Consider the following 25032-nt stretch of genomic DNA (forward strand, 5'->3'; position numbering starts at 1 on the left):
GAAATAAGTGCTAATTCGTAGTCTGTCATAACACCCAGAGCGCTGGCTGCCAACTATGAAGGTACTGTTTACAGCAGTTCGAGCCGCTTAAAAACAGGTTGGGGTTCCCCCAGAGTTTGGTTTGCCGGCAAAGCGCCCCAGGCAGCATGAGCTGCAAAATTCGCTAAACTGTTAACTGTAACTCGATCGTTAAAGTCAATTGAAAAACCTAGCTGTTGATAGATAGCGTTGCTGATATTGGGAATAATCGGCGATAAAAGGTAAGATGCTAGTCTAACAGATTCCAGAACAGAATATAGCACTTGTTCGACACTTTCGATCTGTCCCTGCTTGTACAAACTCCAAGGTGCTTGCACGTCAATAAACTTGTTACCGGCTCGAACTAATGCAAGCACGGCTTCGGAAGCCTTGCTAAAAGCCAACTCTTCGTAAAAACCCGCTACTTGAGCGCCCAAATCCAGGCTCATAGCCTTGAGAAGGTTGTCGCCGTCAATGTTTTCTCCCAACACATTTGGTACGCTGCCACCGCAATATTTTCGAGCCATGTTTAGGGTACGGTTAAGCAAATTTCCCAAATCGTTTGCTAGCTCAGCATTCAATATATTGATAAACCGAGTTTCGTTAAAATCGCCGTCCTCTCCGAACTCAATTTCTTTGAGGAAATAGTAACGTACTGCATCAGCGCCGTATTTGTTGACCAATTCGACAGGGTTTAAAGTATTACCCTCCGTTTTCCCCATTTTTTTGCCGTCTTTGGTCAAAAACCCGTGTGCGAAGACGCGACCCGCCACCGGTAGATTCGCGGACATCAGCATTGCCGGCCAGTAAACTGCGTGGAAGCGAAGAATATCTTTGCCGATCAAGTGCAAGTCAACCGGCCACCATTTAGATAAAGCATTCTCCAACATCGGGTCGCTGTCCGGATCTAGCAAGGCGGTGACGTATCCCAGCAAAGCGTCAAACCAGACGTAGATGCTGTGACTGGGGTCAACTGGCATTGGCAGACCCCATTCGAGATTCACTCTAGAAATCGAAAAGTCTTGCAGTCCAGAGTTGACGAAACTAAGCACTTCGTTGCGTCGGCTTTCCGGGGCGATGAAGTCGGGACGTTCTGCGTACAAGGCCAGCAGTTGGTCTTGATAACGCGACAGGCGGAAAAAGTAATTTTCCTCGTCGCGCCACTCAACTTCCTTGCTGGTGTGGACGGAGCACCGATTTCCCGGCAACAATTCCCGTTCATCCTTGAATTCTTCACAGGAGACGCAGTACCAGCCTTGTTGCTGGTTCAAGTAGATGTCGCCGGAGTTCCAGACGCGCTGGAAAAATTCTTTGACAATGTACTCGTGGCGCCGCGAAGTTGTGCGGATGAAGCGATCGTACTGGATGTCGAGTTGCTTCCACAGCGCCTCAAACGCCGGAACCACTGAATCGCAGTGAGCTTGGGGCGATCGTCCCAAACTCTCGGCTGTCCGCTGAATTTTCTGCCCGTGTTCGTCCGTCCCCGTAACCAGCAAAACAGATTTGCCCCGCAGCCGCTCAAATCGGGCTAGGGCATCTGCAGCCATAGTCGTGTAAGCACTGCCAACGTGAGGTAAATCGTTTACATAATACAGAGGCGTTGTTATCGCAAAGGTATTTTTAGTTCTATCAGTCGATTTCATTGAATGCTAAAAGAAAATTCCCTAAATTTCGTTTCGATCTTAACTCAGCGGTTAAATTTTTTATGGAGTGGCAATCAAGCCAAATTCACTGCAAGTTATTTGCAATTGTCTAACCCGGGCTATTCCCAAAAGAAATATTGCTTTCATATCAACATTAATCTTTTTTAGTTCTTTTTGACGAACTCTCTAAAATGTCTTAATATTTTGACATTCTGCTGCCTTGAGCAGCGATGATCGCGAGGTTAGCACCTCCTCAATTTATTTGTCGCAGCAGCTATCCCTAGAGCGGGCGATCGCCCACCCAGTTGGCAACAAAACTCATCGGTTGGGCTGCTAAACCTGCCATTCGACTAACACTCCGCGACCACTTTCTGTAAATGCGCGATCGCTCGCCATCGCAATATTTTTCTCCCAATCGGTGGAAAGTCGCTCCCCCGTAACTCCTGCCACTTTCAGAGCCGCTCATGGACGCAGAAACCCGGTTGTTTAGGAAACTCTCTGGTCAAGCGCGAAGCTTTAGTTTCTTACCCCAAAAATAGTATAAAACCCACCTTCGGCATCAACTGTCACTATCGGTTTTTACTTATTTTGATCCAGCAATAAAACTATAAATTCTACTATTGTACGTAGATTAACGGATAAATAACTCTTTAAATTCATAATTTATTACTTTAAAAATATAGTTTTCTGCGTAATTATACTGTGTAACACCCCTGGGTGCGGAATGTGGGATAAAAGCCTAGGTTTTTTGTCACAAAACCCGGTTGATAAAGGTTGCGAGTACGTCCACAGACAATAAAACCCCAAGCCAGTTAAGCTTGGGGCTCTCACATTAGGGTGCATCTAACAAGGGATGATCCGATCGCCCTCGATCGCCATCAGGAAAACTCGCTCGATTTCCGCCAATAGCCTCTGACAAATAATCCGCAGCAGCTTCCACAACCGCGATCGCATTTTCATAAACCATCCGCGTCGGCCCCAAAACCCCAACACTACCCACCGGCACTGATCCCCGGCGGTAAGTCGAAGAAATCAGAGTACAGCCACGAATTGGTTCTAAAGAATTTTCCGAACCAATACGCACCGTTACCCGCTTCCCGGGGATGTCCAACTCAGGCGATTCAAAAATCAAAGGCCAAAGCAGTTCTTGCTCTTGTTCGAGCAGTTGCACCAGGGTTTGAACTTGCTGCAACTGCGAAAACTCAGGCAAGCGCAGCGCTTCTGCTAAACCGCCGATCAGAATCCGCGTGTAGGTTGGATTGCTTTGGCGGCTGCTCAAAGCAGTCAGCATCGTTCCCATCCACTCAGCGTACAGCTCAAAGTCCCGGTCTAACTCGCTCCAGTCTACAGCCGAGAGTTCCGAGAGCGATCGTCCCCGCAACTTGCTGTTCAAAAAATTCGACAAAATCTGCAATTGGCGATCGACGATTTCCACATCAGGCGTGTTACCTTCTGCGTCCCTCGGCAACTGCACCAAAACCGACTGAGTTTCGTAAGCATCCGTCACCACGATCAGCATCACCTTTCCCGGCTCTAGCTGCACCAGTTGCAAGTGGCGCAAGCAAGCCATATTGGTTTGCGGTATGGTGATCATGGCTATGTAACCGCTGATAGTTGCCAGGATTTGAGCCGCGCCGCGGAGTGCCGCGTCCATGCGGCCGTCCGACCAATTGAGCTGGTCTAGTACCTGTTCCACCTTGCGGGCCAGCGTATCAGACGGCTGGATCAACTGGTCTACATAAATTCGGTAGCCCGAGTCAGAGGGGACTCGTCCTGCCGAAGTGTGGGGCTGATAAAGCAGTCCAGCTTTTTCAAGAGTCCCCATCGCATTGCGAATTGTAGCTGGGCTGACGCTGAGGTTGAATTCGTCAGCCAAAGCTTTTGAGCCAACGGGTTCCGCTGTAGCTATGTAGTGGCGAACCGTTGCCCAAAGGATGTGTTGTTGCCGATCGGTGAGGTTAACGCGCACAGATATTTAAGCAGAATTAGAATTTAGAGTTGAAAGCCACTATTGAATCGAAACGTCTGTCCGAAGAGGGCGAGCGGGCAGACTTATCTATTTAAGATAACAGATTTAGGCGAAGGCAGAAGGAACAGGGAACAAGCAAGAGGTAAGAATGAACCAGGAACAGGGAAGAATGTTTTAACTTTTAACTTGTATAGCAACCGCCCGGACGTTTAGGACGTTCTTAATTGCACTTTCCCCATCCGGCCAATTACTTCCCTCTCTCCTAGAGAACAACTAAAGCCTTCTTCCTTCTTCCTTCTTCCTTCTGCTATAACTTTCTATTTGCTAGCTTCGTTTCCCCGAACCGGATCTCGGCCCAATGCCCGATTCCTCGGCTTTGTTTTGCCCAATTCCCTTTAACTGTGTTCTTTCAGAATATTTTGCAGATAACTAGCCACTGCATCCGGCTGTTCCACCATTGCCAAATGGCCACAATCGGGAAGCTGAAGGACATTCTCGCCGCAACCTTGGAACATCCAGTGAAAGCTAGCCAAATGCAGCACGTATTTTGGTTCCATAATTTTGTCTTTAGTACCGGCAATAAAATAAACAGGCTGCTTGAGTTGGGAGACAATTTGTGGCAACAGGTGAATCTCCGGTTCTGTGGTGGAGTCCAACAAAGCCCCCAAAGCTGCCTCTGGATGAGCTCCCACGAAATCTATTAAGCGCTGCCGTCCCCAGGATCTGCCGATCGGGCGGGCTACAGAATCGCGGGCAAACAGGTAATCTGCTAACGGCAAGTGAGGCAGCCAGCCGGGACGCATTGTCACTAGCTGCTTGCCGACCGCTCGAAACCGCTCGAATTCTTCCTTAAGATAGATGCCGCCTCCTGCATTGATGCAGACCACGCCTTTAACGCGATCGGACAATTTGCTGGCTCCCCATAGAGCGATCGTACCGCCCAGAGAGTGTCCCACCAGCCAAGCAGAAGATATATCGAGTTTTTCGAGTAAAAGTTCCAAATCGCGAGCGTAAGCTGCGGGAGTGTAGCAGGAATTTAGCGGTTCGGAACATGGGCGATCGTCGCCGGAGTCCGATTGAGAATCGCCAAACCCCCGCAAATCATAGGTAAGGCACTGATAGTTTGATGCCAAGCGATCGGTCAAAGGTTGCCAGTAGTGGCGGCTTAACAGCCAGCCGTGGACAAATACCAGAACCGGGGAAGTTGCAGTCGGAGCCGTCAACTCGTAAGTGTGCCGAACCCCTAGGATGTCGATTGTTGCCATACTTTTATCCTACCCGCTCCATAAGACCTATGTAAACCTATGTATAGCCTTTCTCAGAAAGAGAGAGTACGGCGAAACCCTGTGTTCTCAAGCTTTTTCAGTGGAATTGTTTACCTCATCTACCCAAGAAGCGCTATAAGTAAGTCAAAAAGACTCAACTTTATCGATTTACCGCTTACTTCCTGCTGCAACGCGCGGTCTTAAGTTGACGCTACAAGATTTTTGTCCAATTCACTGGCAATCTTGGCCTAGCTTGCCCTTTTATCCGATCGCCCTGGAATAAATATTCCTTCAAACCAGCGTTCTATGTTTTTTGCAGTATTCAAATTTTTGTCTGCTGTACGATCGCAAGGGGGACATACATCAGCGCGATTTTTTAAGAGCATTTTGCGGCAATAATTTTCCCAACTTTAGCGGATTAGAAAGTCGTAAACTATGGGGATATCAGTGTCTATTTAGACAAGAAAATATTTTTGTAGGCTAGTTACCAATTAAATTTGCAACTCCCATATTCAACTATTAAATCCGCACCAAAATTGTGAAATTTCAAAAAATTTTTGAAAAATTAGCACTTACTTGTATATTGTTACTTGACCAGGATTTGGGGCTAGTAATACGTAATTTTAGGGAGCGCATTTTTGCGGCTATTTGCGACTTTTGCGTGTAGTTGCGCGAGCTTATTTACTCCATTTATACGGTTATAACATCGGCCTTTACGACTCACCACGCGCTGTTTGGGCTTCAAGTTAAAGTACGCCATCAAACTTAAAAAACTTGACAACATCGTTTCGGCGTGTCTCATGTTTATGAAAACCGCTATCTACACTCGTTTGTACGAACAATTTTGCCGAGCTTTTTATCCTATCTCACTGGACAACTTCTGCAAACTAATGTCTACTTATAGAAATCTAGTTATTTAGGGAGCATCGGCAGCTTGCCCTAAAATCGCTCGCCTAGCAATCTTTGTCTCACCCCCTCAGCGATTTTCTGACCCAGATACTCGGGAATTAAACTTTCATTGGGCCCCAACAAGTAGAGAATTAGGCGAGTTCGCCCCCGCCAAACCAGCAAATTAGCATTTACGACCAACAAATCCTCTTGCCAGATGGCATACATAACTTTGTAAAAAAGTCCAGGTTGATTATCTGCTTCAATCAGCAAAGCTGGCAAGTGGAAAACCGGATCGACGTAGAATTCAGTTGCCACATCTTCCAAACCCGCGTCTAAATTAAATTCCACCGCCAACATCTCTTCAACCTCAAAATGTCCCGCCAATGCCTCTCGAACGGCTCTACAGACGTTTTCTGCTGTTTTATCTGCCAGTACCTTGCCACCGCGAGATACGACCAATTTGATAAATACCAGCATCGGCGGGTAAATTTGACCGTACAGACTCAGACTGTGAATTGTCAGTCCGTAGGCGGCGAGCACTCCAAAAATATCGCTCAATAGAAAAGACTGGTTCCGGTAAGCAAAATGCAGGGCACTTTTGTTACCTTCGGCTCGGATTTCGATGACTGCTTGCCGAGTTTTGTAAAGCTGGTAAGCTAATTTGAGGTTTTGCAACTGGATTTCGCTGCTGACAAATTGCTCATAAAACTGCGGAAACGCTCGGTTAAAGCGCTTGAGAAGTTCTAGTGTAGATGGTTTTAAACCCGAAGCCATAATTGAGGAGAAGGTGCGGGAGATATACTAGGTATTGACTCTCCCATGCCTTATGGCAATGGGATTTTCGATTTGACGATTCGACTTAAATTGTCCCCGTCTTCTCACTAAAAGCAAAAGTCAAATCGGTCGGGGAACCGATCACAAGAATGTCACCGTTGCGTCATTCCAGTGGTATTTCCCACCAAGGGTATAAGTTCCGGCGCGATCGGCGGCACTCAAAAGAAGCACTTCCCAAAATGCCTCTGTCCTGGTTCGGCAACAAATTTTACCTTAAAAGCGGGTTGTCCGCGCACTGGCTAGCAGAACAGTTATACGAAACTTGACGAGAATCAAGAATCAAAAAAGCGCAGACTCAATGTTGGACGACAAATCCCTGTTTTCGGCGTAAGATGAGTGTACCGTAAACTGTTCCTCAAGAGGCTACCGGCAATTCATCCCACGCCGATCGGAGTGGGTTTATCTGTCGGGTTCTCTTTCTCGTCGTCCAACTTCTACTACCTTAACCGCGCCTGCATGGGTTTTTGGAAAAACTTATTTAGTAGTTCTGAGTCTGCCTCTGTACCCCAAACACCGGAAATTGAGGAAGATGTGGCTGTTGGGTTAGGCGATCCGCTTTCCCCAACGTTTCGCAAACCCGCCAGCGGCAACGCTCGCATCTTTTTCAGTTGCGATCGGGACATTGACCTCTACGAACTCGAAGAACTTTGTAATGCAGTGGGTTGGTCCCGCCGTCCCCTGCGTAAAGTCAAAAAAGCAATTCAGCACAGCTTCCTAGTCGTCTCTATGTGGGAGATGCGGGGCAGCCAGCGACGGCTGGTGGGTTTCGCCAGAGCGACTTCAGACCATGCTTTTAATGCCACGCTTTGGGATGTGGTAGTTCATCCCGACTACCAGGGCAAAGGCATGGGCAAGGCGCTGATGAAATACATCATTAAAAAACTCCGCAGTGAAGATATCAGCAACATTACCTTATTTGCTGACCCTCAGGTGGTGGATTTTTACCGCAATTTGGGCTTTATGTCCGATCCAGAGGGGATTAAAGGTATGTTTTGGTATCCTGATTAGCTCACAGGTGCAGGTCGGCGTTGATTTGTTGAGGATATACAATACAATATTGACGCTGCCAACACCGAATGCACCTGTGCGCTGTGGTCAGTTAGGCTTTGATGTATCTCGGCACCAGCGCCGTTATGAAGTTGTGCAAGTATTGTCAGTCAATTTGAGATTTGAGACTGCGGCGTGAGACTTCGGCGAGCGCTCAGACCATCGGCGCTCAGTCGAGGAGCCAAGTCCCCGTCAGTGGAGTTGCCCTCAATCGAAGGAACTATTTGAGATTTGAGATTTATTCCACAGATGAATCTGGGAGATTGAACTAGGGTCTAAAATTGTGAGCAGCTCACGATAGCAGTCAGGGGCTGGTATCGGTTTTTGGGTGGGGTCAAACAGCACAACCTGAAAAAAACTTCGCCTTAGCTGCATCAAGAGCTAAATATTTAATAAAGCTTGACAAGCAAGCGGTTTTGTGTGTTAATGGTTAGAGGTTAGCTAACTATACCACCGGGATGTAGCGCAGTTTGGTAGCGCGCCTGCTTTGGGAGCAGGATGTCGCAGGTTCAAATCCTGTCATCCCGATCGCACAATGTTAAATAATAGATTGAAGCAGAACTGTCTCTGATGTTTACATTTCGTCAAAATGAAAACAAATTGAGGCAGTTTTTGCCGATCGTGTTAAGTCGCCAGTCTTTGCGTTAATGTGTTTCAGGATCGCTCCTGATGGAAAAAACATGAAATCATTAGTTCGTTTGGGCGCAATATTGGGAATTGTCGGCAGCACTCTGCTGGGCCCCTCCCCCATTGGCAAGATGTCTGCACTGGCACTGCCGGAGCCGCAAATTTTGGAAAAATTGCGCTCGGTGCCAGTATTTACGATTACAGACGCTCAGGGTGCGCCCCTGATCGCTTCTGTTCCCAAGCAGGGTCAGGGTCAAACTGGTAATGCTTCCGTGGCGGGAATTTTCATCAGCCAGAAAGATGCTCAAGCTTTTGTCGATCAACTGAAAACCAGAAATCCTCAGTTGGCTGCCTCGGTGCGCGTGATGCCAGTATCCCTGGGCGAAATTTATCAGATCACTCAAGCAAATAAAGGCAAGCCGGAAGAAGTGCAATTTGCTTTCGTTCCGGCTCCGCAGCAGGTGCAGTCGGCTAAAACTGTACTTCAACAGACTGGTCAACAAGTTAACGAGTTCAACGGTGTACCTCTATTTTTGGCAAGAGGCGGCGCAGAAAATGGTTATTTGACGATTCAGCGGGGTCAGCAAGAGGTGATTCCCTTGTTTTTTAACAAGGAGGATTTACAGGGAATGGTCGATCGTTTTAAGCAGCAGCAGCCCAACGTGACAGCCACAATTAAGATTGAGGTGGTGAACTTGGAGAGCGTTTTGGAAGCTTTGCGTACTGAGAACGACCCGTTTTTGACCCAAATGATTTTGATTCCGTCGCGGGAGTCGCTGGAATTTGTGCGATCGCTCCAACCTGCTGGTGCGGGCCAAAATCCACAGGTTGCTCCGGCTCCAGCTCGGCCGGCTCCTGCCTCTCCGGCTCCAGCTCGGCCGGCTCCTGCCTCTCCGGCTCCAGCTCGACCGGCTCGCTAATAGTTAGCCAGCAGTCATCAGTCATTAGTCATCTGTTATCAGTCATTAATTAGTAGGTTGGGTTTCTCGACTCAACCTACTATTTACGAATTAACAATTAGCAATTAACAATTAGCAATTAGCAATTAGCAATTATTACAAAGTCTTATGTTAGTTTCTGGTTTAGAGGTTTGGCAGTGGATGAATCAAGCTAAAACCGAGGCGATCGCCTATGACATTCCCCTAGCAGAAATCGACTGGCTGTTGCAAGAGCTGGCTGGTTTGGATAGGTTGGCTCTGCGTTTGGAGTCGTTTAAAGATTTGCCAAAAATAGAATTAAAGTTGTCTTTATCTGAACTTGCTCAATTGTGGCAGCGGCGCTTGCAAGAACGGGTGCCGGTGCAGTATTTAACGGGAGTTGCACATTGGCGGCATTTTTCGCTCAAAGTAACGCCTGTGGTGCTAATTCCGCGTCCTGAAACGGAATTGCTGATCGATTTGGCTGTAGAAGCTGTTAAAAGCCGTTTAGAAGCAGAAAATATCAATCAAAAATCTACCCCCCCCAACCCCCCCTTAGTAAGGGGGGGAGAAGATTTAAACTTATCCGAGCTCCGGGGGGGAGAATTTGCCAAATCGCATTGGGTGGATTTGGGGACGGGCAGCGGGGCGATCGCGATCGGCTTGGCTTCTGCGTTGACAAATGCTACGGTTTATGCAGTAGATTGCAGTTCGGAAGCTTTGGCAGTTGCCCGACTGAATGCTGAGAATTTGGGTTTTGGATCGCGAATTAATTTTTATCAAGGTTTTTGGTGGGAACCGCTAGCATTTCTCAAAGGTCAAGTCAGCGGCATGGTGTCTAACCCGCCTTACATTCCCAGCAGCACGGTGCTGAGTCTGGAACCGGAGGTTGTCCGACACGAACCTCATCTGGCCTTAGACGGCGGTTTTGACGGGTTAGAGTGCATCCGGCATTTGGTAGAAACGGCTCCCGATTATTTAGAATCCGGGGGAGTTTGGTTGGTGGAGATGATGGCGGGACAAGCTGAGGCGGTAGCTGATATGCTGCAAAGTCACGGGAGTTACGGTGAAGTTCAGATATTTTCTGATTTAGCAGGAATCGATCGGTTTGCCTTAGCCTACCGTCTTTAGGTTTCAAGAATATGCCAAAATTCTCAAATCTAAAATCTAAAATGGCATGACACAAGTTTCGATCGATGCCCTAGTTCAAGGGGCAATTTCTGGCAATCATATCGTCAGTTTTCCTACAGATACTGTACCCGCTTTGGCTGCGCGGCCCGATCGCTCGGAGTTGATTTTTGCAGCTAAACGTCGCAGTCAAGACAAACCGCTGATTTTGATGGCTGCATCGGCCCAGGCCTTGTGGCCCTACGTGCAGGGAAGTCCAGCAGAGTTAAACTTGTGGCAGCAAGTAGCCGAATCCTATTGGCCGGGGGCGTTAACTTTGGTGCTGCCGGCTTCGCCAAAAGTCCCGGCGGCGATGAATCCCATCGACCCAACTACAATCGGAGTACGAGTGCCTAACCTTCCCCTGGCCCTAAAGATTTTAGAGCAGACAGGCCCTTTGGCTACTACCAGTGCTAATTTATCCGGTCAGCCGCCTCTGGAGTCTGTGACAGAAATTGAGGCTCAGTTTCCCGAAGTCTTGACATTAGTTCCTTCTGAATTAACAGCGACAACAGCTTCGAGTTTGCCTTCCACTGTGGCTAAATGGACTGGCAGCGATTGGGAAATCTTGCGACAAGGCACGATCGAGTTAGAATGCTAAAAGCTAAACTCCAAGGCAAAGCAATATGGCGCCGATCGGCTGGAGCGACTTTATATATTTAGGTATGGGACTGGGGCTGGGTTTGGGAAGCAGTTTGATTTGGCGTCTGCGGCAAAAAAGCTCGCAACAGCCCGAACCTGCGCCCAATATAGCCCCACCTCCTCAAGAAATTCACTTAGAGAAGTTTGATGCCCTTTCTGACCAACTTAAGCAAACTCAATTGGCTTATCAGATGGCATCGGAGATGAGCCAATTTAAGGCGGGTTTTTTGGCTCGAACTTCTCACGAGTTGCGATCGCCCCTGAGCACTATGATTGGTACGCTGCAATTAATTCTCTCGGATTTGTGCGACGATCCTGCTGAGGAACGAGAGTTTGTCGAGCAAGCTCACGTCGCGGCACTCAAGCTGGTGAAATTGATAGATGAAATTATCTCTGTTGCTAAAACTGAACACGGCACTGAAAGGATGGAGATTGAGCCGATTCAGTTAGCTAAGGTTTTTGACGAGGTTGATGATTTAACTTACTTGCAAGCTGCTAATCGCGGCATTCGTTTGGAGATATTGCCGCCAGATCCGGGGATTTATGTATTGGCAGATTTGCCGAGGTTTAGGCAAGTTTTAGTCAATTTGGTAGATACTGCTGTTGCTCAGATGGAGGAGGGGAGTATTTCTGTTTCTGCCCATGCTTCGCCGGAATCTGGATACGTTCACATTTGGGTGGACGATCAGCGTTCAGTGAGTGCTTGGAGCGAGTCTTGGGATTTGCTGAAGCACGATTTGGAGTGTGATATTACCAAGAGCAGCGATAATTCTCAGGTGTCTTCTGGAATGAGGTTATTGATGAATCAGACTCTTTTAAGTTTGATGAGCGGAAAGTTGGAGGTTCTGGCTGTGCCTTCTGAGTCCGAAGAGTGCAATTTTAACCGGACTCAGTGTTCTATTCCTTTGGCAACTTTGTGATGGAGGAAGTTCGGCCACGAGCAATCTACCGGATGTAGCGGAGTTCGGGAAGATGGCAAAGGATTTAACAGATTTAACGGAGGTGGGGAAGAGGTTCGAGGGAAGATGAAAGAAGGAAATTATTTATAGGGAGTAAGGTGCGCCCTTACGCACCCTACATATTATAGATTTTGGTGCCAATCTGGTGATTATTTAACAATTAGCAGTTAGCAATTCGCCGTTGCTAATTTCTAATTCGAGATTCTCTTCTAGAAGCTGATTTTCAAGTACCATGGTGGTGCTAGCGTTTTGCTGAAAACCGATGCGCTCGTAGAAGCTTTGTTTGTAAGTTGTCATCAGGTAAACTCGCTCTACTCGGCACATTCGAGGGTGACTCAAGACGGTTTGCACTAATTTACGGCCGAGTCCTGCACCTTGGTAATCCGGGTGAATGGCGACATCCCAGATGGTAGCTCGATAGATCCCGTCTGAGGTGGCTCTGGCAAAGCCGATCGCGCGTGAGCCGTCCCAAACTGTAACAACTGGTTCGCTGTTGGCGATCGCAATTTCCCAATCTTCTATCTTGCGTTCCCTCGCCCAAAAGGCGGCGGCTTTAAATAGTTCTTGGATCTGTGCGATGTCTGCGCGATCGCGACCTATACAAAATTGAATGTGACTGGAATCCCTAGTCGTTGATGTCATGCTCAATCTTCCTTCAAGTTGTATCTAAACTTTGTTACTTTTACTGTCTTAGCGGGTATAGTTGATTTTGCTTGGGAACAATCAATGATTTAATTCCCCATTTACAAAACTATTTTTATTCAGACATATTTTCTAACTAATTTCGGTGATTATTAATACTTTTTGGGGTAAATCTTGTAAAAAAGTTTTTGACTCAAAATTCCCAACTTATAATTCCTACCATTTGAGATTTGAGAGTTGAGATTTTAGATGCGAATGACTGATTTGGTATGGGTTTAGAGTTCGCTTACAGAGAAACCAATTTTTTTGTAGTTACAGCCCACCGCACTGACAAAAAACCCGGTTTCTGAAATTCTTAATGCGTAACTGAGAGCTTAATATATGCCGTAATGGCTCAAAAATCATCTATCGATCGAGAGATGTGTTGACTCCACGGGAACACCCGAAGATTGTGCTGTGGAGTCAATTCTTTAATCTCTAATCTCAAATCAAGTGATATCAAATCCGTTAGCATCGGAATAGTAAATTCGAGTTCACGGTTGACGGTTGACGGTTGACAGTGAACAGTCAACCGTCAACCGTCAACCGTCAACATCATTCCGGTGTAACCGGAAATGATATGAATCAGTTTTTCAGCCAGCGGGCGGCGTCTTTGGCGTGATAAGTCAAAATCAAATCAGTACCAGCACGCTTGAATCCTGTCAAAGTTTCCATCACTACTCTTTCTTCATCTATCCAACCGTTGAGGGCGGCGGCTTTCACCATCGCATATTCCCCAGAAACGTTGTAAGCAGCAACTGGTAGGTTAGTTGCTTCCTTCACGCGCCAGATGATGTCCATATAAGCTAAAGCGGGTTTAACCATGAGCATATCTGCGCCTTCGGCAATGTCGAGAGCAATTTCTTTAAGAGCTTCGCGACCGTTTCCGGGGTCCATTTGATAGGTGCGCCGATCGCCAAATTGCGGAGCAGAATCTGCAGCATCCCGGAACGGGCCATAATAAGCTGAGGCGTATTTTGCCGCGTAAGACATGATGGGAATATCTTCAAATCCAGCGGAGTCCAGTCCTTGGCGAATTGCTCCGACAAAACCGTCCATCATTCCCGAAGGCGCGATAATATCTGCACCAGCTTTAGCTTGAGCAATTGCGGTTTTCTTCAGCAATTCTAGTGTGGGATCGTTCAAGACGCGGCCGCTTAAATCTCCGACTTCCAAATAGCCGCAGTGACCGTGACTGGTATATTCGCACAGACAAGTATCGACGATGACGATTAAATCTGGTACGGCTTTTTTAACTGCTTCCGTCGCTTGTTGGACGATGCCGCAGTCGTGCCAAGCACCTGTCGCGTCTGTGTCTTTATCTGCGGGAATGCCGAATAAAATAATAGCGGGAATGCCGAGGTCGTAGACTTCTTTTGCTTCTTCTACTATTTTGTCTACCGATAGCTGGTAAACTCCCGGCATCGATGTGACTTCTTTAGCAAAAGCTTCCCCCGGTACGGCAAATAGGGGGTAAATTAAATCGCTGGTTGTCAAGATATTTTCGCGTACCATCCGGCGGAGTTGGGGATGGTTGCGGAGGCGGCGGGGGCGGTGAGTTGGAAACATAATGTTTTTTTACGGTAGATAAAGCCCTGTTTTCTTGGACTCGCGGCGTTTCTTTAAAAGTCTAGAGCTTATTGTTGACCGATCGCCCTGTACTTAATTGACACTCCGGGCGCCTGAAGGCGCGAGGATTCTTGGTTCAGTCAGTCGATTTGCTCGTTGATGTTACCACCAATGAGTAGAGATCATTAAACTCAGCGAGACTGTCACCAGTCCCGCTGGTCTTCAAAACCGTGCATGAGACTTTCACCTCACACGGCTCCTCAATGATTTGGTGCTTGTTACGCATACCTCATTGTCCATTTATCATCGACTTTTTCAAGTCTTCTGGTGGACTTAGGCTTGGCACTATTGCAGCCAGATTGGTTGCCGAGACTGCCATCGATAGCTGTCTTTGTGTCGTGGCAATGTCTGTGAAGGAGTTGCCAATTATCGTAAGAATCCTTTCCACCTTGCGATTTAGGGATTCTGTGGTCAATTTCCATCACATCGTCTTCACGGAAAAACAAGCCACAGTGAGTACATTTCCCTTTTTGCTTTTTCAGGAGTTTAGCTACCTTATTTGGCATTTCTGGGTTATTACCCATTCTTGTACTCCAGTAAACCAGGTTGCCGTCGTATGGAGACAATTCGCCTTTAACTTTCACATGACGCACTATTGGAGTGTCGGCATGGTTTAGTAACCGAAGAGAGTTTGACCCTTCTTTCCTGGTTGCGAATACCCAGTTATCACCGTTTATTGGGTGCCAATATCTTTTTGATACCCATTCCCCATTCTGGTTGAGGTGACGGCGTTTTGCCCAAGCTCTTAACTTTTGGTACATGAGGTTATCAATATCTGAGTAAGCAACCTTACTTACTACAGTCGCATAGTAGTTAGCCCATCCCCGGATAATTGGGTTTAAATGGCTGATTAGCGCCGCTTGCGGTGCTGCCTTGTGGGCTTCAATAACTCTAGCGATTTGGTCGTAGTGTACCTTTTGCTTCTGCTTACTTGGGGTGATGATTGTCTTAAAACCTTGTTTCGAGTGATACTTTCCTACAGGGAATTGTTGTATCGTAAAACCTAGGAAATCAAATCCTGGTTCTTCTTGCTCATACCGTTTAAGGGTATGGGTAAGCCTCGTTTTGCTAGGTTTTAATTCCAGACCCATGCCTTGTAACCATTCGGAAATTATTTCCTTGCATCTTTGGACAACGGCTATATCTTCGTGAATGATCACGAAGTCATCGGCATAACGAATCAGATTGAGACTTCTGTAATTGTCGAGTCTATTCTTTCCTCTTTTGGTAGGCAGGGTTTCTGCATACTGTTTGATTCGTTCTTCCATACCGTGTAGGGCGATATTTGCCAATAACGGAGAAATGACCCCGCCCTGTGGTGTACCCTCGGATGTTGGGAATAACTGCTCTCCATCCATCACTCCCGCTTTTAACCAGGCTCGAACTTGTCGATGAATGGTAGGGAATGTATTTAATTTTCTCAGCAGTGCTTCCTGGTCGATACGGTCGAAACATTTGGAAATATCGGCATCAAGCACGAATTTCGGCTTTTTCCGAGTTGAATTAAAAATTGCTTCCACCGCATCTTGGCATGAGCGTCCAGGTCTGAACCCGTATGAGTTAGGTTCAAATCGCGCTTCCCATTCTGGTTCTAGTGCCAGTTTGACCAGCGCTTGCAAGGCTCGGTCTTCCATTGTAGGTATGCCTAATGGTCGTTTCTCTTCCGTCCCAGGCTTGGGAATCCATACTCGCCTAGTCGGACTAACCTTAGACCCCAGTTTTAGATTATTTACTAGCTTCAAACGTGCTGCTGGGGACAAGGATTTCACCCCGTCCACTCCTGCCGTTTTCTTGCCAGTATTATCCTGGGTTACTCTACGAACCGCTAACACCTTTGCTGACCAAGACTTCATCAACGTCTTTTGGAGTCTGCGTAATGCTTTTACATCACCACGTTGAGAGGCTTGAAAAATTCTCTTTTGGAGCTTATAAACCTTACGTTCTAGCTTTCGCCAGTTCACTTGGTTCCATTCCACCGTAGTCTTTAAACTCGTTTTAGACATTTTTACTCACTACTTAAGACTTTTCCTTCCAAATCACCGTGAGTCCGTCTGCATATCCTGGGCATTACCCCAGGCTTTAAGCTTCTGACCCAATCTTTCCTACTCGCTGCATACGGTTAGCACCTACTACAGGGATTCGACCACCTGAGAGCAGACGAGAGGTTATCTCGTTCCGAATGACCATACTATGTACCTTTAGAGTGATACTATTCGCCGGGTTTATAGGAAGTGCTGATTGGTCAACAGATCATTTGCCAATTCCTTATCCTTTGCCTTTTGGCTCCAGCGCAAAAAGCCTTATTTCGCTGGTTTTGGGTCACGACGATTCAGGCGTATCTTCAAGCAGTTGCTTTTACTCATGGGTATTTTTGCTCGGTGCTTACCGACTTAGGCTGTCAGTAATAACACCTTTTCTCCCCGCTTTACGGATTGATGGCTAGTCGCTACCGTAGGGGAGATGCTTTCACCGCTGCACCTGCGGGGTAGGATTTGAATGTTCTAGGGTACTGATTCTCACCTACATGGTCATTCAGTTGTCAAGGTTCTGTTCCTTGCGGCTAATCCCCCTAATCCTTTATAGGACTGGTTTCTAGCCAACGATTCGCACGTTCTGTCCCCAAGCGTTTATTTCGGCGTGCCCCACCGTATTTAAACTGATTCCTGCTTGCTTCAATCCTTTTTCCAAAATGTTAATCGCGGCGTTGTGATCCCGATCTAATACCGCGCCACAACAACAAATATGGGTTCTAGTTGATAGCGATTTTTTGACGCTCTTGCCACAGGCTGAACAATCTTGGGAAGTGTATTGAGGGGCGACAGCAATTACTGTTTTACCGTATATTTTCCCAAAATATTGCAACCATTGAGCAAATTGATCCCACGCTGCATCGCTAATTGATTTGGCAAGCTTGTGGTTCTTAACCATATTCTTCACCTGAAGGTCTTCGTAGGACACAAAATCGCTAGATTTTACCGCGCACAACGCCGTCTTAACGGCGAAGTCTTTGCGCTGCCTGCTGACATAAAGGTGTTTTCTTCCTAACTTGTTAATCGCTTTTTTACGATTGCTAGAACCCTTCTTCTTTCGAGAAACTCGTTTCTGCAATCGTTTTAAAGCTTTTTCGTTTTTGCGGAGATAGCGAGGGTTGGGAACTGTGTCACCATCACTGTCGGTATAGAAATGGTTTAATCCCACATCTATGCCAATAGCTTTACCAGTGGAAATAGATTCCCCTATTCGTTCCACATCGATACAAAACTGAGTGTAGTAACCGTCTGCACGCCGAATCACCCTAACTCGCTTAATCTCGCTGGGTGCATAAAAATGCAAATCCCGACTGCCGACTAACTTGAAAGTTCCAGCAGCAAAACCGTCCGTAAATGTTAAACATTTCTTGTTGGAAGAAAGCTTCCAACCTGATGTCTTGTATTCTACGGAACGAGTATGTTTTTTGAACTGCGGGTATCCTTTTTTCCCTGGTTTCTTGGCTTTACAATTGGCGAAAAAACGTTGGATAGCAAAAATGGCACGTTCAGCAGAAGCTTGACGCGCCATCGAGTTAAGTTTGCCTGCCCATTCAAACTCTTTGGCCATGATGACACACTGTTTGTATAGGTCAATCAGCTTAACTCCTTGATTTTCGCTCCAGTATCTAAGAGTTTTATTTCTGACAAATTGAGCTGTCCGAATCATTTCGTCTATGACTCGGTATTGCTGCTTTTTGCCTTTCAACTTAAACTCTAATACGATCATGCAAGTATCCTATCACACCTCTAAAACACTATGTCTATAAAATGTGTTTACTTTATAACTTTTTACACATTACGGTCGAAATTAAAGCCGTCCTAGAAGGAGGGGGCTTTAAACCCAATTATTTTGGTAAAACGCGCGATGTCCATTATTCTTCGTCAGGGATGCAAGTGCTTTCGGGCCTTTCCCGTTGCCAGACTGAGCCGGTGCCGGTGCTTGCAGGATCGGTTGGTACGGATATCTCGCTGGCTTCATACCTATAACCAGGCTGCCCAGAAGCGAGGATAGACTGTAAATTATAAATGTATCGAATAGTAACGGTCTTATGTACAAGCAACTAATTTCAAAGATGAAACCCCTTTTGAAACCACTATTTGCGATCGGTCTGGTACTGACGCTAGCCCTCGGTAACGCTGATGGAGCTCTGGCTGCCCGCAGCGGAGGACGCATCGGTGGCGGATCTTTTAGTGCTCCAGCGCGCAGTTACTCATCCCCGAGTCGCACTTACGCGCCGTCGGGAGGGGGTTACTACCCGGGCGGCGGCTTTGGCGGCGGCTTCGGTTTCCCGTTCTTGCTGCCGTTTTTTGGCTTTGGGGGCGGGTTTGGCGGCCTGTTCTCGATTTTGATTTTTATCTCGATCGCTAATTTCCTCGTCCAAAGCTTCCGCCGCGCCGGGGGCGGAACTGACGAACTCGGCACCAGCGCCCCCACTACTACCGTATCTGTCGCCCGCTTGCAAGTTGGTTTGCTAGCAGAGGCCCGCGGTTTGCAAGCCGAACTCGACGCCCTAGCGCTAAAAGCGGATACCGATACCGCTACGGGTCGCGCTCAAGTGCTGCAAGAATCTACTCTGGCGCTGCTGCGGCATCCTGAATACTGGGCTTACGCGGGCGCTGAATCTGTGCAAACTCGTTTGGAAGCAGCCGAAGCTAAGTTTAATCAATTTTCTTTGGCAGAACGCAGTAAATTTACTGAAGAAACGCTCTCGAATTATAACAATCAGCTCCGGCAAGCAGGGAGCAGCAATATCCTGCCAGGTTTGCAGGAAAATGGTGCGCTGGTTGCTTCTGATTTGAATTCTGATCCCGGGGAATTTATTGTGGTAACGGTGATTGTCGGTACTCAAGGTAAATTGCAATTGCCAGCCGTGAAAAATTCTGAAGATTTGCGCCAAGCTTTGCGCCAGATTGGGGGAGTATCGAGCGAGCAGTTGCTGGCGATTGAGGTGCTGTGGACTCCTCAAGCCAACGGGGACACTCTGACTGCTGACGATATGTTGGCCGGCTATCCTGATTTGCGATCGATTTAGTGAGCAAGACTGGGCGCGGAGTATTGTCTGCCGCGCCCCATCCTGCAGCTAAGCTGGGCGGGTGAACCCCATTGGTTTTGAGACGCGAATTTTACACGAGTTTTTTGAGGTCGATCGAGTTAAAGAAGATTGTTTAACAAATGCTAGTATTGAGAGATTATCATTCAGCCTGATTCATCTGCTACGGGCAAAGCCGGCCTGAGATGGGTTTTGCGAAGAAGTTAGGCAGGATAAAAAAACTGTATTGAGCGAGGACTGCTTCGGAAGAAGTTGCGACCGCGCGCCATCTAAATTATATATGAAAGAAGAAGGGATCGAGAGCTAAAACTTATGGCCGACAGCAGCAGAAAAAAAGCACTTTTTATTTTGAGCCAGTTAAATAATGACGATATCAACTGGATCGTCCAAAAAGGCAAAAAGGAAGTTCTCGATCCGGGCGGGGTTTTGATCCATGAAGGGAGACAGATCGATGCGCTATACATTGTTTTGAATGGGAGTTTGAGCGTTTTGATCGAGGCTGAGCGGACTAGAGAACTCGCTCAAATAGCCAGCGGAGAACTGGTGGGAGAAGTCTCTTTCATTGACGCTCGCCCTCCTTTGGCAACGGTGAAGGCGATCGAAGAAACTCACTTGCTGGCAATTCCTAGGCGGCAGTTAGTAATCAAACTTCAAAACGATATGGGCTTCGCTTCCCGGTTTTATTATGGAATTTCACTGTGTCTGGCAGACAGAATGCGCGGTACGATCAGACATATAGAATACGGTCGCAATATTGAATTAGATCAACCAGAATTTGAACGAGAGGATATCAATCCTAACGTCCTGGAAAATTTGGCGCTAGCTGAGGCTAAGTTTAATTGGCTGAGGGAAAATGTTAAAGCTTGAGGAATTTTAAGGCTTTTTTGAGCTGGGTGTGAAAACTTGCCCATTGATACGGTAATTGAGAGATGTACGATGTAACCTCTCCACTCAAAAAACCGATGTGCAAAACACAACACGGGCGGGTTGTACCGGAAATATCGAGCAATAACTGCCGGAACTATAAAAACCCGCCCCTTGGGTTTGCAGTTGCAATTTCGCGCGCTGAAACGCAACTACCAACCACATAATCTAGATAATGCCCGGGCCTTTACCGCGAGTGTCTGCATCCATTGTCAGTTTTCCTTCCTCGCCTTTTTTATCTTTCACTTCTGCGAGAATTCGAGCGCGTTCTGCGGCTTCAGCTTCCTCTTTTTCTCTCAAATCGCCCGGTTCGTTGATGTACATTTCCGGCTCGATCGCGTAATTGTTAACCAGACCTTCTTTGTCTACTGTATAACCATCTGTAGTGTGAATGCTTTCGTCATCGGTTTGGTCATCAGTCTTTGCAGCTTTCTGCTTTCCTTCGGTGGTTGTGTGCATGAAGTTAGCGCCTTCGCGTTCTTGCCGCGCTGCTGTCTCCGCAGGAGTAATGCCCCTGTCGTAGTGGGGGGCTTCCATATTAGCTTCGATTTCTTCGTCGGCGGGTGTTGCTTTGCTAATTTCTCTCTCGGGCGGTGTTGGTTGGCGATTAGTCATGATTTATTCCTGAGTTATCTTTTCAAAAAGGTCTTTGCGCTATGTTTAAATATTATGCCCAAGCTAGCTCATTCACAAACTATCTTTGGTTATAGTTTGCGAAAAATTGCTGTGAGGGAAAATACCTTGATGGACTCTTCCTGAAGACTGATAAAATTCTGTTTTTATTTAAATTTTTACTATCGGCGACTATTTGGCATCTATCTAAAGATAGGGAAGTGGCCATTGCCGGTTGAGGATTGGGAATTGTACTAATGACTAATGATAGCAGTTTAGAACCAGAATTTTACGGTAGGCCAGTTCTCAAGCTCGATAGTCATCAGTCATTCCCAATTATTCAATTCTTTAATCTAAAGTCGTCTGACTTTACGATTCTTTAAAGAAGCGGATGATTTCGCGGACGTGGTTGAGAAATTGTCCGTCATCGGTGAGTTGGGCGATCGCACTTTCTGCATCTCTTGCGAGTTTAGTGTGTTCTGCCTGATTTGTCGCTTGCAAAGATTGTAGAGATGCAGCTACATTAGTTAATTGCCTTCTGATAGCTTCCCGTTCCCGATTTTGGGCAGCCGCCCACGAATTCGGATCGTCTGAATTTAATTGATCGGTCAAATTTCTAACTGTAGATTCTAATTCTGCAAAGCGGCTGCGGAGTTCGACAATATCTTCGCGGGGGTACAAAAATTGGCTGCGGATAGTTGTCAGCCGCTGGGCTAAATACTGATAACCTCGGATAGCTGGACGCAGTACAGTTAACAGCAGTGCAGCACCGGAACTGAGATAGCCAACAGCACTAATTCCGGCGGCGGCTAGGGCGTAAAGTGCGATCGCGCTAAACAGGTGAAGTGCGATCGCCGCCAAGAGCGATCGGCTAACTAATACAGTAACGTATTGGAGTTGTTCCCGATCGACAGCAATGTTTTTTTTAGTCGATTCTGCGGCTTGCGCTAAAACTTCTTTAGCTTCAAAATGGATATTCCAGGGAACTGTAACTATCAGCAACAGCCATTCAAAAATAGCAATGGCAATTACCCAATCAATAAAACTGCCAGCGGAGACGTGCAGCCATTGCAGAATGGCAAAAACTAGCAGCAAAAATATGCCTGTGACGGCACCAAAACCTGCGAAAGAGTAATACATAGCGATGCCTTGGTGGAATGTTGTTTTGATTGTGGGTAGGTGCTTTAGGTCTGGAGTAATAAACTGTGACAGTTAAGTGAGCGTCCTATTAATCCCGGTTCATTAGTTATGAGTAACAATGCAGGCCAAGGGTTGCGATAAACCTGTTTTTTCCCACAAATACTTGCTCTCCCTCAATCGTGGAAGGTAGTTGAGATTTGGGGTAGCTTGTTTAGCTATGGATTCATAAGGTGTGACAGTTAAGAAATCGTCCTATTGAACCCAGTTTATTAGTGATTAGTAATACTCCGGGAGACAAGGGTTTCCAGACGCCTGGTTTGTTCCAGGAACATACACGGGCTTGAACCCATCCATAATAGACATCTCCAAAAAACAAACTATCGTTAAATTGCAAATATATTATAAGAGAGATTTATGTAAAAAGAATGAGTCAACTTCGCGAACACATAGAAAGACATCCCTCAGAAACTACAGGGCTATTGGAGCTAAAGTATGACCAACTTATAGGGCTAATTACTCACGCAGAAAATCTGTATAACCAGCAGAAAAAAGTTCAAGATAATTCTAAAATTCGCATCATCTAAGGCGGAGATGGTCGCCCACCTAAATTAGAGATTGCCGCTCAAATTCTCCTGACTTTGGTATATTTACACCATCTTCCCACATTTCAAATATTAGGAGTTCAATTTAAAGTCAGCGAGTCAGCAGCTAATTATATCTTTCACAAATGTATAAAAGTGTTTAGAGAACTGTTGCCTGCTTAGAGAGTTAGAATAGGTAAAAAAATGATTCGGAATGGCAATGGGTTATTGAAATATTGAGTTAATTTGAGTAGATTGTAGATAGCTATGAACAGCCAAGATAAAGACTTACAGACTATAAAAAGCAAAAAAAATACTATTCAGGTAAGCAAAAAAAACTTACCTTAAAAAATCAAATAGTTGTAAGGTCGAACGGAGAAGAAATTGTTGATGTAGTAGTGGGAGAAACTGGAACAACGGCAGACATAAAAATTTGGCGTTCCCGACGAAAAGAATGGAATCCCGAGTACAAATTTCAAGGGGACAAAGCTTATGTAGGGGAACTATTAATTGATAGTCGTCACAAAAAAACTCGAAGTAAAGATATTACAGAGGCTCAAAAAAAAGCCAATAAACAGAATGTTAAAAAAATAATAATAGTAGAGCATATGATTAGGTGGGTGAAGATTTAGTGTGCAGCAGAGAGATTTCGCTTAAAATCTGGCAATTACGAGCCAGTAATTATGGTCATATGTGGATTAATGAGATGGCGGATTTGTGCAATATTTATATGTCAATAAAAATCGATAGAAACCGGAAAAAATAGTAAGAATAATCTCATAAAAATTGGTATTTATGATTAATATAATCTTCAAACCCTTATTTAACTGTTAGTTTCTTGTCCGAAACTCGAAGCGAGCTTCGGACAAGAAACCAAGCGGGGAAAAGGTTTGGCAGTTATTGGAGATGTCTATTAATGGCCGTCGCAATTGATTTAATAAATCCTCAACATCTAAAAAACTGGTTTACTAAATGCTGCTACTGTCATCTATGAACTGAAATAAGACTTACGCAGGTCTAGGCTAGAAACTAGGTTTTTCGTAGATTTTTAGTTGAGAGACTAACAATTTTTCTAGGAAACCCGGTTTCTTTGCGTAAGCCATGTGAAAATTATGCTTTTCACTTTAATCCTTAGAAACTATTCTCAAAACCAAGGCCATTCTGTGATCGGATAAGATTTTTGAGATTCAGCTACTGTCGCGGTAATTTGTCGGCTTGCTTCCCGCCGCTGAGCTAATCTCCACTGTCGCCTGCGCCAAAGTGCGAGACCAGTGATTGATAGCAATGTCGGCGTCAACCCAATGAAAACGTAGAGGATGCGTGTTGTCAACCCCCCGAAAGCACCGATATGTACCGGGAACAACAAATTTATAATCTGGGATGCCACAGGGGCTGTAAAACCATTTTCTACCCGCAAAACTTCTCCACTGTACCGATCGAGATAGACGTTGCTGCTACCGTTCGGATGGATCTCTCCGACCAGCTTTTTACGTACTACGAATGTCCCCTGCGGTTTGCTGGGAAAGGTAATGTAAATGGTTTTTCCGGGTAACGCCAAGTCCGCTTTTTGTAAAATAATATCTGCTGTAACTGGTGGCGCGTTTGCCACCATAGTTGATGTTAATTCGAGGAGTTTTGGCGTGCCGGCGAGCGAGTAAATCACGCCCTTAAACTGGGTGTGAAAAATCATGGCTGTGCCGGTGGAGGCAATCGCAATCAGAAAGACACAAGATAAAATCCCCCCAACTTTGTGAAGATCGTAGTTGATTAGCTGAGGCACAGAACGCCACCGGATTGCGAAGCCGGCTACCAGCTTTTTCCAACCAGGCCACAAAATGATTCCAGTTACACTCAGCAGCAGCAACAGAAGTCCGCAGATACCAACAACTGTTTCGCCAAATTTGCCTCCCAGAAGGCTGACATGGAAGTTATAAATGAAACTCATAACAGTCCGGCCCCACTGCTGAAAACCCAGAACTTCTCCCGTGTAAGGGTTGAGATAGACGTAGGCAAAGTCGCCGCTGTTTAACAGCATTCTCGCTGTATAGACACTATCTAACGCGCGAGGTAGCTCAAGGAAATTAAGCTGCCAATGGGGATAAGCTGAGCGGATTGTATCGATCGCAAACTGTACAGATACCCGATCGCCCTGCGGGATAACTTGGAACATCTGGGGATTGAGGAAAACGTCGATCTCTTTCCAGAAGACCAATGAACTGCCAGTTAAGCTGACGATCGCTAGCAGTATTCCCACCATTACACCTATATAGCGGTGCAAAACTAATGCGATCTGGCGCAATTTCATAAATACCTCAGCGCGAATAATTGGTACTTTGAACGGCTCGATCCGCATCGCCGGAGCGCAACCGGAAAACATCTCCCCACCATTTTTTTAAGAAGGGTTTA

22 protein-coding genes, 1 tRNA gene and 1 pseudogene are annotated in these 25032 nt (G+C 46.2%); 11 read left to right on the top strand and 13 right to left on the bottom strand.

What is annotated here, in order from left to right; translation table 11 throughout:
* Nucleotides 1–68: 68 nt before the first annotated feature.
* The 6 genes from metG to QUA62_RS00895 form a co-directional block, all read right to left on the bottom strand.
* Nucleotides 69–1661: a methionine--tRNA ligase gene (gene metG, locus QUA62_RS00870; protein ID WP_333401974.1), complete on the bottom strand. Its 1593-nt coding sequence runs from the start codon at nt 1659–1661 to the stop codon at nt 69–71.
* Nucleotides 1662–1941: 280 nt separating this feature from the next.
* A complete protein-coding gene (locus QUA62_RS00875; RefSeq protein WP_333401975.1) occupies nt 1942–2127 on the bottom strand; it encodes a hypothetical protein in 186 nt (61 codons plus the stop codon).
* 366 nt (nt 2128–2493) lie between these two features.
* Nucleotides 2494–3636 (bottom strand): heat-inducible transcriptional repressor HrcA, encoded by a 1143-nt coding sequence (gene hrcA / locus QUA62_RS00880; protein ID WP_445301626.1) that lies wholly within the window; start codon nt 3634–3636, stop codon nt 2494–2496.
* A 389-nt stretch (nt 3637–4025) separates the two neighbouring features.
* Nucleotides 4026–4895 carry an alpha/beta hydrolase gene (locus QUA62_RS00885; RefSeq protein ID WP_333401977.1) on the bottom strand — a complete coding sequence of 290 codons (870 nt, stop codon included), beginning with the start codon at nt 4893–4895 and terminating at the stop codon, nt 4026–4028.
* Nucleotides 4896–5143: 248 nt separating this feature from the next.
* A complete protein-coding gene (locus tag QUA62_RS00890; protein ID WP_333401978.1) occupies nt 5144–5281 on the bottom strand; it encodes a hypothetical protein in 138 nt (45 codons plus the stop codon).
* A gap of 553 nt (nt 5282–5834) precedes the next feature.
* Nucleotides 5835–6560: a hypothetical protein gene (locus QUA62_RS00895; RefSeq protein ID WP_006631881.1), complete on the bottom strand. Its 726-nt coding sequence runs from the start codon at nt 6558–6560 to the stop codon at nt 5835–5837.
* Between the two features lie 516 nt (nt 6561–7076).
* On the opposite strand from QUA62_RS00895, the gene QUA62_RS00900 reads away from it, so the two are divergent.
* The 6 genes from QUA62_RS00900 to QUA62_RS00925 all read left to right on the top strand — a co-directional run bounded on the left by QUA62_RS00900 (nt 7077) and on the right by QUA62_RS00925 (nt 11940).
* A complete protein-coding gene (locus QUA62_RS00900; RefSeq protein ID WP_190656386.1) occupies nt 7077–7628 on the top strand; it encodes a GNAT family N-acetyltransferase in 552 nt (183 codons plus the stop codon).
* A 493-nt stretch (nt 7629–8121) separates the two neighbouring features.
* Nucleotides 8122–8195: transfer RNA gene (locus QUA62_RS00905), tRNA-Pro, on the top strand.
* Nucleotides 8196–8347: 152 nt separating this feature from the next.
* Nucleotides 8348–9214: a Tic22 family protein gene (locus QUA62_RS00910; protein WP_333401979.1), complete on the top strand. Its 867-nt coding sequence runs from the start codon at nt 8348–8350 to the stop codon at nt 9212–9214.
* A gap of 147 nt (nt 9215–9361) precedes the next feature.
* Complete coding sequence (locus QUA62_RS00915) at nt 9362–10342, top strand: HemK/PrmC family methyltransferase (RefSeq protein ID WP_333401980.1); 981 nt, start codon at nt 9362–9364, stop codon at nt 10340–10342.
* Between the two features lie 46 nt (nt 10343–10388).
* Nucleotides 10389–10979: an L-threonylcarbamoyladenylate synthase gene (locus QUA62_RS00920; RefSeq protein ID WP_333401981.1), complete on the top strand. Its 591-nt coding sequence runs from the start codon at nt 10389–10391 to the stop codon at nt 10977–10979.
* Between the two features lie 25 nt (nt 10980–11004).
* Nucleotides 11005–11940, top strand: a complete 936-nt coding sequence (locus tag QUA62_RS00925) for a sensor histidine kinase (RefSeq protein ID WP_333401982.1) — start codon at nt 11005–11007, stop codon at nt 11938–11940.
* Between the two features lie 192 nt (nt 11941–12132).
* Here QUA62_RS00925 and QUA62_RS00930 read toward each other — a convergent pair whose 3' ends face one another.
* The 4 genes from QUA62_RS00930 to QUA62_RS00945 all read right to left on the bottom strand — a co-directional run bounded on the left by QUA62_RS00930 (nt 12133) and on the right by QUA62_RS00945 (nt 18045).
* A complete protein-coding gene (locus QUA62_RS00930) occupies nt 12133–12621 on the bottom strand; it encodes a GNAT family N-acetyltransferase (RefSeq protein WP_190656314.1) in 489 nt (162 codons plus the stop codon).
* A 624-nt stretch (nt 12622–13245) separates the two neighbouring features.
* Nucleotides 13246–14229, bottom strand: coding sequence for a porphobilinogen synthase (gene hemB, locus QUA62_RS00935; protein ID WP_333220217.1), 984 nt, complete (start codon nt 14227–14229; stop codon nt 13246–13248).
* Between the two features lie 278 nt (nt 14230–14507).
* Nucleotides 14508–16292: a group II intron reverse transcriptase/maturase gene (gene ltrA / locus QUA62_RS00940; RefSeq protein WP_333401983.1), complete on the bottom strand. Its 1785-nt coding sequence runs from the start codon at nt 16290–16292 to the stop codon at nt 14508–14510.
* A 589-nt stretch (nt 16293–16881) separates the two neighbouring features.
* On the bottom strand, nt 16882–18045 hold the full coding sequence (locus QUA62_RS00945) for a transposase (protein WP_333401984.1): 1164 nt from the start codon (nt 18043–18045) through the stop codon (nt 16882–16884).
* A 322-nt stretch (nt 18046–18367) separates the two neighbouring features.
* Between QUA62_RS00945 and QUA62_RS00950 the strand changes: the two genes are divergently transcribed.
* Nucleotides 18368–19351 (top strand): DUF1517 domain-containing protein, encoded by a 984-nt coding sequence (locus tag QUA62_RS00950; RefSeq protein WP_333401985.1) that lies wholly within the window; start codon nt 18368–18370, stop codon nt 19349–19351.
* A 330-nt stretch (nt 19352–19681) separates the two neighbouring features.
* Nucleotides 19682–20236, top strand: coding sequence for a cyclic nucleotide-binding domain-containing protein (locus QUA62_RS00955; RefSeq protein ID WP_333401986.1), 555 nt, complete (start codon nt 19682–19684; stop codon nt 20234–20236).
* 225 nt (nt 20237–20461) lie between these two features.
* On the opposite strand, the gene QUA62_RS00960 is transcribed toward QUA62_RS00955, so the two are convergent.
* The gene (locus QUA62_RS00960; protein WP_190656303.1) at nt 20462–20908 is read right to left on the bottom strand and encodes a hypothetical protein; all 447 of its coding nucleotides are present in this window, start codon (nt 20906–20908) and stop codon (nt 20462–20464) included.
* A gap of 366 nt (nt 20909–21274) precedes the next feature.
* Nucleotides 21275–22045 carry a hypothetical protein gene (locus QUA62_RS00965; protein WP_333401987.1) on the bottom strand — a complete coding sequence of 257 codons (771 nt, stop codon included), beginning with the start codon at nt 22043–22045 and terminating at the stop codon, nt 21275–21277.
* A gap of 425 nt (nt 22046–22470) precedes the next feature.
* Here QUA62_RS00965 and QUA62_RS00970 point away from each other — a divergent pair, with 425 nt between their 5' ends.
* The 3 genes and pseudogenes from QUA62_RS00970 to QUA62_RS00980 all read left to right on the top strand — a co-directional run.
* Entirely contained in the window at nt 22471–22629 is a 159-nt protein-coding gene (locus QUA62_RS00970; RefSeq protein WP_333401988.1) for a hypothetical protein, read from the top strand.
* Between the two features lie 30 nt (nt 22630–22659).
* A complete protein-coding gene (locus QUA62_RS00975) occupies nt 22660–22809 on the top strand; it encodes a transposase family protein (RefSeq protein WP_333402035.1) in 150 nt (49 codons plus the stop codon).
* Between the two features lie 122 nt (nt 22810–22931).
* Nucleotides 22932–23258 (top strand): annotated as a pseudogene (locus QUA62_RS00980) (transposase family protein); the annotation flags it as partial.
* 512 nt (nt 23259–23770) lie between these two features.
* On the opposite strand, the gene QUA62_RS00985 reads toward QUA62_RS00980, so the two are convergent.
* Nucleotides 23771–25003: a PepSY-associated TM helix domain-containing protein gene (locus tag QUA62_RS00985; protein WP_333401989.1), complete on the bottom strand. Its 1233-nt coding sequence runs from the start codon at nt 25001–25003 to the stop codon at nt 23771–23773.
* Nucleotides 25004–25032 lie beyond the last annotated feature (29 nt).

Origin of the sequence: Microcoleus sp. MON1_C1, from assembly GCF_036701945.1 — a bacterium.
GTDB lineage: Bacteria > Cyanobacteriota > Cyanobacteriia > Cyanobacteriales > Microcoleaceae > Microcoleus.